Source organism: Priestia sp. Y58 (assembly GCF_029522095.1).
In the GTDB taxonomy this organism is placed as follows: Bacteria; Bacillota; Bacilli; order Bacillales; family Bacillaceae_H; genus Priestia; species Priestia megaterium_E.
In genome coordinates this window covers 782332-794152 of the sequence record NZ_JAKWFL010000001.1, presented here as the reverse complement: position 1 = coordinate 794152, position 11821 = coordinate 782332, and the positions used below count along the sequence as shown (strand labels likewise).

At 37.2% G+C, this 11821-nt stretch carries 18 protein-coding genes; 14 read left to right on the top strand and 4 right to left on the bottom strand.

From position 1 onward, the window contains the following. Positions 1–25: 25 nt before the first annotated feature. Both MMB68_RS04230 and MMB68_RS04225 read left to right on the top strand, forming a co-directional pair. Positions 26–256 (top strand): YrhC family protein, encoded by a 231-nt coding sequence (locus MMB68_RS04230; RefSeq protein ID WP_013059270.1) that lies wholly within the window; start codon positions 26–28, stop codon positions 254–256. A gap of 391 nt (positions 257–647) precedes the next feature. Beyond that, complete coding sequence (locus MMB68_RS04225) at positions 648–788, top strand: YrzI family small protein (RefSeq protein ID WP_013059269.1); 141 nt, start codon at positions 648–650, stop codon at positions 786–788. A gap of 170 nt (positions 789–958) precedes the next feature. Here MMB68_RS04225 and sigK read toward each other — a convergent pair whose 3' ends face one another. Then, a complete protein-coding gene (gene sigK / locus MMB68_RS04220; RefSeq protein ID WP_013059268.1) occupies positions 959–1687 on the bottom strand; it encodes an RNA polymerase sporulation sigma factor SigK in 729 nt (242 codons plus the stop codon). Between the two features lie 216 nt (positions 1688–1903). Here sigK and MMB68_RS04215 point away from each other — a divergent pair, with 216 nt between their 5' ends. Further along, on the top strand, positions 1904–2053 hold the full coding sequence (locus MMB68_RS04215) for a hypothetical protein (protein ID WP_014458166.1): 150 nt from the start codon (positions 1904–1906) through the stop codon (positions 2051–2053). Positions 2054–2228: 175 nt separating this feature from the next. On the opposite strand, the gene pssA is transcribed toward MMB68_RS04215, so the two are convergent. Continuing rightward, a complete protein-coding gene (gene pssA / locus MMB68_RS04210; RefSeq protein WP_013059266.1) occupies positions 2229–2768 on the bottom strand; it encodes a CDP-diacylglycerol--serine O-phosphatidyltransferase in 540 nt (179 codons plus the stop codon). 114 nt (positions 2769–2882) lie between these two features. Here pssA and MMB68_RS04205 point away from each other — a divergent pair, with 114 nt between their 5' ends. Then, positions 2883–3665, top strand: coding sequence for a phosphatidylserine decarboxylase (locus MMB68_RS04205; RefSeq protein WP_221784604.1), 783 nt, complete (start codon positions 2883–2885; stop codon positions 3663–3665). A 73-nt stretch (positions 3666–3738) separates the two neighbouring features. Here the strand turns inward: MMB68_RS04205 and MMB68_RS04200 are convergent, their stop codons facing one another. Further along, on the bottom strand, positions 3739–3879 hold the full coding sequence (locus MMB68_RS04200; RefSeq protein WP_028410607.1) for a sporulation histidine kinase inhibitor Sda: 141 nt from the start codon (positions 3877–3879) through the stop codon (positions 3739–3741). A 549-nt stretch (positions 3880–4428) separates the two neighbouring features. Between MMB68_RS04200 and MMB68_RS04195 the strand changes: the two genes are divergently transcribed. The 8 genes from MMB68_RS04195 to MMB68_RS04160 are packed head-to-tail and all read left to right on the top strand — an operon-like array spanning position 4429 to position 9521. Next, a complete protein-coding gene (locus MMB68_RS04195; protein WP_013059263.1) occupies positions 4429–4941 on the top strand; it encodes a YqeG family HAD IIIA-type phosphatase in 513 nt (170 codons plus the stop codon). Positions 4942–4944: 3 nt separating this feature from the next. Beyond that, positions 4945–6051, top strand: a complete 1107-nt coding sequence (yqeH, locus tag MMB68_RS04190) for a ribosome biogenesis GTPase YqeH (protein ID WP_269871084.1) — start codon at positions 4945–4947, stop codon at positions 6049–6051. Positions 6052–6070: 19 nt separating this feature from the next. Beyond that, positions 6071–6910 carry a shikimate dehydrogenase gene (gene aroE / locus MMB68_RS04185; RefSeq protein WP_277548267.1) on the top strand — a complete coding sequence of 280 codons (840 nt, stop codon included), beginning with the start codon at positions 6071–6073 and terminating at the stop codon, positions 6908–6910. Positions 6911–6928: 18 nt separating this feature from the next. Continuing rightward, positions 6929–7228: a ribosome assembly RNA-binding protein YhbY gene (yhbY, locus tag MMB68_RS04180; protein ID WP_013059260.1), complete on the top strand. Its 300-nt coding sequence runs from the start codon at positions 6929–6931 to the stop codon at positions 7226–7228. 60 nt (positions 7229–7288) lie between these two features. After that, on the top strand, positions 7289–7861 hold the full coding sequence (locus MMB68_RS04175) for a nicotinate-nucleotide adenylyltransferase (protein WP_116073727.1): 573 nt from the start codon (positions 7289–7291) through the stop codon (positions 7859–7861). Then, positions 7848–8420 carry a bis(5'-nucleosyl)-tetraphosphatase (symmetrical) YqeK gene (yqeK, locus tag MMB68_RS04170; RefSeq protein WP_277548266.1) on the top strand — a complete coding sequence of 191 codons (573 nt, stop codon included), beginning with the start codon at positions 7848–7850 and terminating at the stop codon, positions 8418–8420. Before MMB68_RS04175 ends, yqeK begins: the two co-directional genes overlap by 14 nt. Next, the gene (rsfS, locus tag MMB68_RS04165; protein ID WP_013085071.1) at positions 8413–8766 is read left to right on the top strand and encodes a ribosome silencing factor; all 354 of its coding nucleotides are present in this window, start codon (positions 8413–8415) and stop codon (positions 8764–8766) included. Before yqeK ends, rsfS begins: the two co-directional genes overlap by 8 nt. After that, complete coding sequence (locus MMB68_RS04160) at positions 8763–9521, top strand: class I SAM-dependent DNA methyltransferase (RefSeq protein ID WP_221784601.1); 759 nt, start codon at positions 8763–8765, stop codon at positions 9519–9521. The genes rsfS and MMB68_RS04160 overlap by 4 nt, the downstream gene beginning before the upstream one ends. Before the next feature lie 40 nt (positions 9522–9561). Here MMB68_RS04160 and comER read toward each other — a convergent pair whose 3' ends face one another. After that, positions 9562–10392 carry a late competence protein ComER gene (gene comER, locus MMB68_RS04155; protein WP_221784600.1) on the bottom strand — a complete coding sequence of 277 codons (831 nt, stop codon included), beginning with the start codon at positions 10390–10392 and terminating at the stop codon, positions 9562–9564. A 96-nt stretch (positions 10393–10488) separates the two neighbouring features. On the opposite strand from comER, the gene MMB68_RS04150 reads away from it, so the two are divergent. Continuing rightward, on the top strand, positions 10489–11124 hold the full coding sequence (locus MMB68_RS04150; RefSeq protein ID WP_406626924.1) for a helix-hairpin-helix domain-containing protein: 636 nt from the start codon (positions 10489–10491) through the stop codon (positions 11122–11124). Positions 11125–11220: 96 nt separating this feature from the next. After that, entirely contained in the window at positions 11221–11787 is a 567-nt protein-coding gene (locus tag MMB68_RS04145; RefSeq protein WP_014458174.1) for a ComE operon protein 2, read from the top strand. Positions 11788–11821 lie beyond the last annotated feature (34 nt).

Below are 11821 nucleotides of genomic sequence, written 5' to 3'. Positions count from 1 at the left end.
AACATTCTACTGAGAAGGTGATTGTATGAAAGCTCAACACATCAAAGCAAAAATTGAAGATTACAGCCGCTTTATTTACGTCCTTCTAGCCGTAAGTACATTCTTGTACATTGGTGTTATGATTGGCCAAGGTGAAAAAAGTGATATGCAGCTTGGAATAATGGAAGCAATCGTTATTCTTTTTGCCGCCCTTGCCTTTTATTTTAGTTATCAAACTAAAAAACTGAAAAAAGAACTAATGAAAGAAAAAGAATAATAGATATAAAAAGACGATCATACATCGTCTTTTTTTTATGAGGGTTGAAAAAAATAAAAAAATTCCCTATTTTTCAAAAAAACAGTTTACTTTTTATGAGTTCGTGGATATAATTACCATTGTAAGGAAAATACTTTATTAAAAGGAGGTCGAGTCATATGTTAAGACGTTTATCAGTTATGGATCATCCAGTTTCAGCTATGTTCAAAAATCGTCTATATACGTATACTATTCGGCCGTGTTCCTGTATCAAGTAACTTTCTTACCTTGATCATTAAAACACGTTAATTCACCACAGGTGCGAATAGTATCCCTGTGGTTTTTATTATTTTTCAGCCACAGGATGCTTATGCATTACTGTGGCTTTTTTGTGTATAAGGAGGTGATTGTAATGACACTGAACATTTTCTTTTTAACTATTACCATAAAGTCCCGTCAATACTCAGAGGCAGAAATTAAGCATGAACAGTATGTAAGACAATTAGAAGAAGAAATAAAAGACCGCAAGTATGAGTTTTATCGTCATTTCTAATTTGAACAGTGGAAAGGAGTGGATGAATGATGATTAATCAAAAAGGATATATCGTTGTATGGCTGCTTGTGGAGAAAGATTCCACCTAAATGATTAGTAGGGGGAGTAATGATGTGTTTGCTACGGATTATTATTTGGAAATTATTTTAAAAAAAGAGCGGAAAGAAGGATTAATTCTCCTTCTTTCCGCTCTTTTTTTTCTCTTTTTCGGCTCTGTAAAATTCGTGAAACATTTTCATCAGCGCTCGCTTTTCAATTCGCGAAACGTAACTTCTTGAAATATTTAATTCCTTTGCAATTTCTCGCTGGGTTTTTTCATCCTGCAGATCCAAACCGAAGCGGCCAACAATTACTTCCTTTTCTCGATCATCGAGGATATCGATGTATTCTTTTATTTTTTCTAATTCCATATTTAGTTGAATCATATCAATTACATCGTCTGATTCTGATTTTAATACATCAATCAAACTGATTTCATTTCCTTCTTTATCCTGGCCAATTGGATCATGCAGCGACACATCTTTTTTTGTTTTTTTGAGCGCTCGCAAGTGCATCAATATTTCATTTTCAATACAGCGTGCGGCATAAGTAGCTAATTTTGTTCCTTTTCCTTGCGAATAACTTTCGATTGCTTTAATTAAACCGATTGTCCCAATTGAAATTAAATCTTCCGCATCCTCTCCCGTGTTTTCAAACTTTTTAACAATATGCGCAACGAGTCGGAGATTGTGTTCAATAAGAAGATTTCGTGCTTCTTGATCTCCTTGTTCCATTAAAGATAAATATCTCTTTTCTTCAGCAGCAGACAAGGGTTGAGGAAACGCATTGTTTTTTACGTAGGAAACAAGGAAAACCAATTCTTTAAAGAAATAGCCTAGTGCGGTAAATAATGCAGACATCTCTTCACCTCCATAAGGGGATATCAACCTGTGAGAGACTAACATTACACTATATGTAAAAAGAAGGATGTCTTTGCCTGTACGTTTAAAATTCCCCTCGGGGACAAGAGAGTTTGAAAAAGTCCACAGATTTCTCTTTAGAGATAGTTACCAGCCTATACAGAGAAAAAGTGTGTACATACGCTAGTAGTAGTTCATAGTGTAAGGAGGGAGAGTATGTACGGTTACGGAGGCTGCTGTTATCCTAATTATCCAGCTTACCCATGCGGAGGAGGCTTCGGCTGGGGACTTGGATTGTTGATTGTTCTATTTGTTCTGTTATTAATTTTCGGAAGCTTCTATTGGTTTTTTAGCTGCTGGTGTTAAAAAAAACTCATGCATGTGCATGAGTTTTTTTAGGTGACATATCCTACCGAATAGAAACATTCATTTTTAAGAATTCTTAAGGAATTTTCGCTTTGTTTCTTAAAGAAGATGATTTATTCTATAATTAAGAAAAGAAGCAAGATGATAATATTCCTCTGTAAAAGTAAATGGAGCTCTATACTTTTTTTAGCTTGAAAGTACTAATCATCAAGCAAGCGAGTACGATAATTAAAAACATATAAAAGTGTGAAGGTAAATAAGGGACGCCCAAGTAGCTAAGAGTTAATAAACAACCTGCTGCAGTAATAGGGAGCCCTGTAAAATACCCAGTATTTTCTGTGATGTTAAAGCGGGCAAGACGAAGTGCTCCGCAAGCAATGTAACAGATGGTAACAATTGAACCTGCAGCACCAAAGTGAGACAAAATACTCTGATAAAGTAGTAGAGCTGGAGCGATGCCAAATGATATAATATCGCACATGGAGTCCAGTTGTTTTCCAAGTTCAGATTCAATTTGCAGCTTTCTGGCTACCATGCCGTCGAATCGGTCTGCTAACGCTGCTAAAAAAATTAGTAATAAACTTAAGTTCAATTCATTTTTCATGACAAATAAAATAGCAAAGCTTCCTAAACTTAAATTAACAATGGTTAAGGAGTTTGCCGCTTGGGATCTCAGCTTTTTAATTGTATGATCTAGATAGTCTAATAAAAACAATTTCCTCACTCCTTTAAAGGATGGAATGAACTAAAGGTAAAAATAATGGTAATTTCATTGTAGACGCAAACCTTATTCTAGTAAAGAACTATTCAGTATGTGGAGGTAAAATTATTGTTGCAGCACCTGTATCGAACGTTTATTGAGCTTACGAATCACCAAGGATCATCGAAGCTCATTCGAAAATTCACTTTCTCTAAATGGAGTCGGTTTGTTATACCCTCCTATACAAAAGTTTTTAAAGTAAATAAAGAAGAAATGGACAAGCCTCTGCATCATTATCAAAACTTACACGAGCTATTTATTCGCCGTTTGAATCCTTCTGCCCGTCCGGTCGATCAGCAGAAAGACAGCGTTGTCAGTCCTGTAGATGCAAAGATAGAAGCATATGGAGTCATTACGCCTCAAAAAGAAATGATTGTAAAAAACAAACCTTATTCTATACAGGAAATGGTTTCAAATGATCTCATTCTTGAAAAATATATAGAGGGACAGTTTATTATCCTCTATCTTAGTCCGAAAGACTATCATCGCATTCACAGTCCTCTTAAAGCCCGAGTAGGGAATACGTGGACCGTTGGACAAAAGTCTTATCCAGTAAATTCATTAGGAATCAAGTACGGGAAAGAACCGCTGGTGAAAAATTTCCGGAAGCTCACGGAGTTAACATTTGAAAATGGTCACATGCTGATGGTAAAAGTAGGAGCCATGTTTATCAACAGCATTGAAGCGGTTTCTAAAAAAGAAGTAGTCGAAAAAGGGGAAGAAATGGCTTACTTCACGTTTGGTTCGACTGTCATTTTATTATTTGAGAAGAACTCAATCACTTTTGATTCTAACGTTCACTCAGGTTCTTATGTAAAGTATGGAGAACCAATTGCTCATTTGAAAAAATAGAGCCTATATAATAAAAGAGTAGATAGATAAATGAAGATGCAGCTTTCTTTTATTAAGAAGGCTCTTTTATTCGTTAAGAAGGAATTTGTATGTTAATCTTTAATGATCTTCTTTCAATTTCCTCTTCAATTAATTTTATAAAATCAGGGCTTAATTGCAGTTCGGTTGCTTTGCTGTATGATTCAATAAGCAGCTCATCTGATAATTTTCTCATAAGATTGCCGCCACCTCCTACTAAAATAAATATCCTAAAAAGTTATATTTAAATGCTAATAAATTCCTTATTTATAATCTAACATGAATCAAATAAAGGAACAATCGTTCTGTTATCCACAGCTTTCGGTGGATAAAATGTGGGTATGTTGTTTATAATTACCATTAATTGCTGAACTATAACAGAGGATAATGTGTATAAACTTATCCACATAATTAGGCTTATCATTTTTTGTCGAAAACTTTTAACAGAATTTGTTTACCACTTACCCTATTTGATAAGTAATAAACGTTTTCTGCACTATTTTTTATTTTAAGTTTGCAGAGAGTGAATATATCGTAAGCCCACGAACAAATAGAGGTTTGCTACCTTTTGTCAATAACTTTCTGTATAAAGTTAAAGCATTCACAAGGCATATCCTTTATACTAAGAAAAGACCTGTTTTTGAAGAGAATAAAATTTTAGGTTGGAAAATAGCAAGAAGTCGTTATAATGATAGACGGCGTTAATTTTAGTATGTAACTATATATTCGAGGTGCATGATACGTGTTGAAACTTTTTTTACCAAATGAACATGTGAAAAACGTGTTTCAAATTAAGCCAGACGATTTGAAAGAGCGCGGAATAAAAGGAATTATTACCGACTTAGATAACACGTTGGTGGAATGGGATCGCCCTGATGCCACTCCGGAATTAATTGAGTGGTTTCAGTTAATGAAAGATAGTGGAATTAAAATTACGATTGTATCGAATAATGTGGAGAAACGAGTCAAGCTGTTTTCAGATCCAGTTGGACTTCCATTTGTATATAAAGCACGCAAACCGATGCGTAAAGCATTTAGAAGAGCTCTTCGTGATATGGAGCTGCAAAAAGATGAGGTTGTAGTTATTGGCGACCAGCTTTTAACGGATGTATTAGGAGGAAATCGCCTAGGCGTATATACGGTTTTGGTTGTACCAGTTGCGCAAACAGATGGATTTGTAACGAAATTTAACCGTAAAATGGAACGAAGAATTCTAGGTTGGATGAAACGAAAAGGTATGATTAACTGGGAGGATTAAAACGTGAGTGAAGAAAAATTACAGTGCGTAGGATGCGGAGTGGAGATTCAAACAGAACGACCGGATGAACTTGGCTATGCTCCAAAATCAGCACTAGAAAAAGAAGCTATTATTTGCCAGCGATGCTTTCGCTTGAAGCATTATAATGAAGTACAAGATGTTTCCTTAACAGACGATGATTTTTTAAAAATCTTAAATGGAATTGGTCAAACGGACGGTTTGGTTGTAAAAGTTGTAGATATCTTTGACTTTAACGGCAGCTGGTTACCTGGTTTGCATCGATTTGTTGGAAATAACAAGGTTCTTTTAGTGGGAAATAAAGCAGACTTACTGCCAAAGTCTATAAAGAAAAATAAACTAATTCATTGGATGAAGCGAGAAGCGAAAGAGCTTGGGCTAAAATCAGTGGATGTGTTCCTCATGAGCGCGCAAAAAGGACAAGGAATTCGCGAAATTGCCGAAGCCATTGAACATTACCGCGAAGGTAAAGATGTATATGTTGTGGGATGTACAAACGTTGGTAAATCAACATTTATTAATGCCATTATTAAAGAAGTAACGGGAGAAGAAGATATTATTACTACATCTCAATATCCGGGTACAACGCTGGATATGATTGATATCCCGCTTGATAACGGCGCGTCTTTATATGATACGCCTGGTATTATTAATCACCATCAAATGGCTCACTATGTAGATAAACGAGACTTAAAGTTAATTTCTCCTAAAAAAGAAATAAAGCCGAAGGTTTATCAGCTAAATGAAGGGCAAACGTTATACTTTGGAGGACTGGCGCGCTTAGATTATGTACAGGGAGGCCGCAAGTCATTAACATGTTATGTATCGAACGATTTGCATATTCATCGTACGAAGCTTGAAAAAGCAGATGAGTTGTATGAAAAGCAAGCAGGTGAACTGCTTCAGCCGCCGCGCCCAGAGCAAATGGATGAATTTCCTGAACTGGTTGCACATGAATTTACAATAAAAAATGAAAAAACGGATATTGTTTTTTCAGGGCTTGGCTGGGTGACGGTTAATGAGTCAGGTTCAAAAGTTGTGGCGCATGCACCAAAAGGAGTCGGCGTATTTGTGCGCGATTCTTTAATTTAAACAAAAAGGGGAAAAAATCTTGAGTACATTATATGGGCTAGTTGGTTATCCGCTTGGGCATTCACTATCGCCATTGATGCAAAATGATGCCTTTAAACGTCTGAATATGGATGCTCATTATGAAGCTTTTCCAATTGAACCTGTTCATTTTGAGTCAGCCATTGGAGAGCTAAAAGATAAAAACATTCAAGGATTTAATGTCACGATTCCTTATAAAGTTGATATTATGAAGTATTTGGATGAAGTCGATCCATTAGCAAAGGCAATTGGCGCTGTAAATACAGTTGTTAATCAAGATGGCCGTTATATTGGATACAATACCGACGGAGAGGGGTATGTGACGTCTTTACTCAAAGCAGTAGAAGGAAGCTTATCCCAAAAAAGAATTTTAATTATTGGAGCTGGAGGGGCTGCAAAAGCTATTTTTTATACAATTGCAGCTCAGCATGCTCCCGAGGTAATTGCGATATGCAATCGTACCGTCGAAAAAGCAGCTGTATTAGCTAACGAGCTGCCTTTTTCGACGAAAACGGCGGCGATGTCTATTTCTGATGCAGAAAAACAATTAGATACATTTGATATTATTATTAATACCACTTCAGTGGGGATGTATCCTAACGTTGATGAGCTGCCTTTAGCACTTACTTTATTGCAAAAAGAAGCCGTAGTCAGCGATATTATTTACAACCCTTTAAAAACAAAGCTTTTAAAAGAGGCTGAAGCAAAAGGGGCAGGCATTCATAACGGTGTCGGTATGTTTGTACTGCAAGGTGCACTTGCATTTGAAAAGTGGACGAACGTCCGTCCTGACGAAGAGGCAATGGAACACATTGTTCTTTCAACACTAACTAAGAGATAAGATACAACGGAGGTTTTTATGTTAACAGGTAAACAAAAACGTTTTTTACGTTCAAAAGCACATCATTTAAATCCAATTTTCCAAGTAGGAAAAGGTGGAGTCAATGAAAATATGATTGGTCAAATTGCTGATGCATTAGAAGCAAGAGAATTATTAAAAGTAAGCATTCTGCAAAACTGTGACGAAGATCGTGACACGGTTGCTGCTCGATTAACAAAAGGAACAAAAGCAGAGCTTGTACAAGTGATTGGAAATACAATTGTATTATATAAAGAATCACGCGAAAATAAGCAGTTAATGCTTCCAAAAGTGAAATGAAATAGAGCGGGGAAACCCGCTCTATTTAAAAATGAAGTAAATTAAAGGAGTCGGGGATTGTTGAAGAGTATTGGAATTTTAGGTGGAACATTCAATCCGCCTCATTTGGGGCATTTAATGATGGCAAATGAGGTTTTGCATGCCTTGAAATTAGATGAGATATGGTTCATGCCGTCGTATATTCCACCTCATAAAACAATCAAAGAGCCTATTGAGCCATATCATCGTTTACAAATGCTAAAGCTAGCTATTGAAGAACATGATCAATTTACCTTGCAGCCGATTGAATTTGAGCGCAAAGAGCCTTCATATACATATGATACGATGAGAATACTAACAGAAAAATATCCAACGTATCAGTTTCATTTCATCATTGGTGCTGATATGGTAGAATATTTGCCGAAGTGGTATGAAATTGATGAATTAGTCAATTTGGTTACATTTGTAGGTGTAAAACGCCCGGGGTATACCATTACGTCCCCTTACCCGATAAAAGAAGTAGAAGTTCCGCAGTTTGATGTCTCCTCTTCCTTTATTCGCAAACGAGTAGTAAAGAAAGAAACCATTCGTTATTTTATACCTGCTGGTGTTAAACAATATATCGAGGAGAATCAATTATATGAATCGAACTGAGGCATTAGAAATTGTAAAGAAACAGTTAACAGAACGTCGTTATATTCATACTGTCGGGGTAATGGAAACAGCAATTGAATTAGCTAAGCGTTTTGAAGCAGACGAAAAAAAAGCAGAACTGGCTGCTATTTTTCATGACTATGCCAAGTTTCGTCCAAAGGAAGAGATGAAGCAAATTATTATTGATCAAAACATGAACCCTTTTTTATTGGAATACAATACCGAATTATGGCATGCTCCAGTAGGCGCGTTTTTAGTGAGAAATGAAGTAGGGATTATGGATAAGGAAGTATTGGATGCAATTGCTTACCATACATCCGGAAGACCTGGCATGACGTTACTTGAAAAAATCGTGTACGTTGCTGATTACATTGAACCCAGAAGGAGATTTCCAGGTGTTGATGAAGTGCGGGAGTTAGCTAAAACCGACTTAAATGCAGCACTTATTCAATCACTGAAAAACACCATTTCTTTTTTAATGACTAAACATCAGGCCGTTTATCCCGATACGATGATGACATATAATGATTTAATCTTAGGAGGTCAAACACATGACTGAACGTGAATTGCTATCTCTTGTTGTAGAAGCAGCAGACGATAAAAAAGCAATCGATATCGTAGCGTTAAATATGGAAGGAATCTCACTTGTGGCAGATTATTTTGTTATTTGTCACGGTAACTCAGATAAACAAGTGCAGGCAATTGCTCGTGAAATTAAAGAAAAAGCACACGAACAAGGCATTTCTGTGAAGCGTTTAGAAGGATTTGAGCAGGCTAAGTGGGTTCTTGTTGATCTTGGAGATGTTGTGGTTCACATTTTCCATAAAGATGAGCGCGGATATTATAACTTAGAACGCTTATGGGGAGATGCACCATTTGTAAGTTCAGAAGAGCTACAGCTATGAGCAGGTACGGAGAATTTGCCTACGTATATGATCAGCTAATGGCAGACGTTCCGTATGACGATTGGGCTGAATTTTTTAATCAGCAGGTGGCAAAAGCGAAAACAAAGCCTGACAGTATATTAGACCTTGCCTGCGGCACGGGAGAACTCTCCGTTCGATTTGCAAAAGAAGGTTTCTCCGTAGTAGGCGTTGATTTGTCTGACGATATGCTTATGGTAGCCCAGGAAAAGGCGGCAGAAGCAGGGGTAACGCTATCTCTTTTTCAGCAAAACATGGCGGAACTTGAGTTATTGAAAGAGTTCGACTGTGTAGTAATCTTTTGTGATTCTTTGAACTATTTGCAAAGTGATAAAGAAGTTCAAGAAACCATTCAACGTGTATATAAGCACTTAAAACCAGGTGGGCTCTTTATATTTGATGTTCATTCAGTGCACAAGATGAAGGACGTATTTGGAAATCAATCTTTTTCTTACGTAGATGAAGACGTGTCATATATTTGGAACTGCACCTATGACGATACAGACATGCGCGTAGAGCATGATATTACGTTTTTTGCTTATGATGAAGAAATGGATGCATATCATCGCTTTGATGAGATGCATGCTCAACGCACTTGGTCGATTGACCATTATCAATCATGGCTGAGCGAAGCTGGTTTTATAAATATAGAAGTAAGTGCAGATTTCAAAATGAGTGAGCCTACTTCAAACAGTGAGCGCATCTTTTTCTCTGCGCAAAAAAAAGAAGCCGAGTAGAGGCTTCTTTTTTTGTTTTGAAGCAGGATTTTCACAGAAATTATGGAATAAGATTATCAAACTGATTGTGAACAAGCTCAATGTCTTCGTCAAATTTTTCATGTGTTTTTTGAAATACGTGCACAAACATCTCTCCGAGTTCAGCTTCTAAAACTTTAATACCTTCTCCGGTTACACCGCCTTTTACGCATACTTTATCCTGTAAGGTAGGAAGCGTAAATATTTCTTTTTCCAACAGTTTTCCCATTCCAATAATCATATCACTGGCCATGACGGTAGCTTCTTCTTCAGAAATATTTGTTTCTTGAACTGCTGCATCAATAAAGCGTTGAAGCAAAAAGCTGAAAAATGCAGGACCGCAGCTTACGATATCGGATGATACGCGCGTAATCGTTTGATCAATAGCCACAGGCTTTGACATAGATGAAAATAATTCATGTAAATAACTTTGGTAAAAAGGCGTACATCTTTCTCCAAACGTGAAAAGAGAAACACCTGCTAATGCCCGATTCGTAATGCTAGGGATAATTCTAGCTGCTTGACTCGGAATGAGGCGTTCGATTTGTTCTACGCTAATTGGACTGGTAATGGATACAATGCAATGGTCTTTCGTCAGCAGTGGTTCTAATTTTATTAAAAGGGGGTGAATATCCAATGGCTTAACACAAATAAAAATGACTTTGGATGCGTGAACAACTTCTTCAGCTGTATCAGCAACATGAATTTTTTTATGCTGCTGTTGAATCTCTTTCGCTCTTTTTTTTGTGCGATTCATAATAGTAATTTTAGAAGGACGTACGGCTTTTGATTCAATAAACGCATCAATTAATATTTTCCCCATGTTTCCTGTTCCGATAAACCCTATGTTCACTGATTCATTCCCTCCTTCAAAAGCCTTTTCTTCTAAACACTATGAAGACATAATGGAATTTATGACGTTACTTCAAAATTCAAAGGAGTGTACAATTTGACTTTTTCAAAAAAACAATGGCTAATTGGGTGCATTTGTTTAGCAGCTGGATTGGCTTTTTATATCTATCGCACAGGCGGAGAGAAACCGGAAAGTCCTCTTCAAACCTCAGATATTATAAGGGCAGAATCATCTGCTGCAAAAAAAGAAGGAGGGTCGTCTGATCAAGTAATTTCGAGCCAAGATTCTCCGTTTGTTATGGTGGATATTAAAGGAGCTGTTCAGAAGCCTGGTGTATACCAGCTTCCGAAAGATGCAAGGGTAAAAGATGCTCTAGCACAAGCCGGAGGCGCTACGAAAGAAGCGGACTTAAGACAGCTCAATTTAGCTAGCAAGCTACAAGATGAAATGGCAGTTTACATTCCAGCTGCTGGAGAAGAAATCCCCCCTTCATCTCCTGTTTCTTCAATCTCTTCCTCAGGAACTTCAAACGATCAGCCCCTTGTTAATATCAATACAGCGAACACTGATGAACTGCAAACGTTAAATGGCATTGGACCTTCAAAAGCGAGTGCCATCATTTCATATCGAGAGGAAAATGGCTTGTTTCAAACAGTAGAGGATTTGGGGCAAGTATCAGGTATTGGCGAGAAGTCGCTAGAAAAAATCAAAGCTCAAATTACGGTACAGTAGAGACTTATTGACGAAAAAGGAAAAGAAACGCTACACTATGAAAGAGACAAGTATAATTATAATTATTCAGTTTTAAATAAAAAGGTAGGGAATGAGATGAACCGGATTTCATGGGATCAATATTTTATGGCACAAAGCCATTTGCTAGCTTTAAGAAGCACTTGTGAACGTCTGGCTGTTGGGGCTACAGTGGTGCGTGATAAACGTATTATAGCTGGAGGATACAACGGCTCGATCAGCGGAGGCGTGCATTGTGCTGACGAAGGCTGTTATGTGATTGATGGACACTGTGTAAGAACTGTCCATGCAGAAGTGAATGCACTGCTACAGTGTGCTAAGTTTGGTGTGAAAACAGAAGATGCGGAAGTATACGTCACGCATTTTCCGTGCTTAAACTGCTGTAAAGCCCTTATTCAAGCGGGAATTAAAACAGTATATTACGCTAATGATTACAAAAATCATCCTTATGCTGTTGAGTTATTTCAACAGGCGGGGGTGAAAACAGCAAAAGTTGAACTTGATGAAGCAGTCATTGACTTAAAAAGTAAAGAGAAGCTTCAATTTGTGACGGATGTTCTCGCTCGTTTAGAAAAAAGCGGAGCGGACGAAGCAGAAGTGATGAATTTACAGCGTGAAGCTCTCGCTTTATTTACGGCAAATTAAAGGTAAAAGAGGTTTTTTACTTGGTAACAGTAAG

Excerpts from the sequence above, each read along its gene's own strand:
- MMB68_RS04230 (WP_013059270.1), top strand. The coding sequence starts at position 26 with ATGAAAGCTCAACACATCAAAGCAAAAATTGAAGATTACAGCCGCTTT.
- MMB68_RS04225 (WP_013059269.1), top strand. The coding sequence starts at position 648 with ATGACACTGAACATTTTCTTTTTAACTATTACCATAAAGTCCCGTCAA.
- sigK (WP_013059268.1), bottom strand. The coding sequence starts at position 1,687 with ATGTCTGCATTATTTACCGCACTAGGCTATTTCTTTAAAGAATTGGTT.
- MMB68_RS04215 (WP_014458166.1), top strand. The coding sequence starts at position 1,904 with ATGTACGGTTACGGAGGCTGCTGTTATCCTAATTATCCAGCTTACCCA.
- MMB68_RS04200 (WP_028410607.1), bottom strand. The coding sequence starts at position 3,879 with ATGAGAAAATTATCAGATGAGCTGCTTATTGAATCATACAGCAAAGCA.
- yhbY (WP_013059260.1), top strand. The coding sequence starts at position 6,929 with ATGTTAACAGGTAAACAAAAACGTTTTTTACGTTCAAAAGCACATCAT.
- yqeK (WP_277548266.1), top strand. The coding sequence starts at position 7,848 with ATGAATCGAACTGAGGCATTAGAAATTGTAAAGAAACAGTTAACAGAA.
- rsfS (WP_013085071.1), top strand. The coding sequence starts at position 8,413 with ATGACTGAACGTGAATTGCTATCTCTTGTTGTAGAAGCAGCAGACGAT.
- MMB68_RS04160 (WP_221784601.1), top strand. The coding sequence starts at position 8,763 with ATGAGCAGGTACGGAGAATTTGCCTACGTATATGATCAGCTAATGGCA.
- MMB68_RS04145 (WP_014458174.1), top strand. The coding sequence starts at position 11,221 with ATGAACCGGATTTCATGGGATCAATATTTTATGGCACAAAGCCATTTG.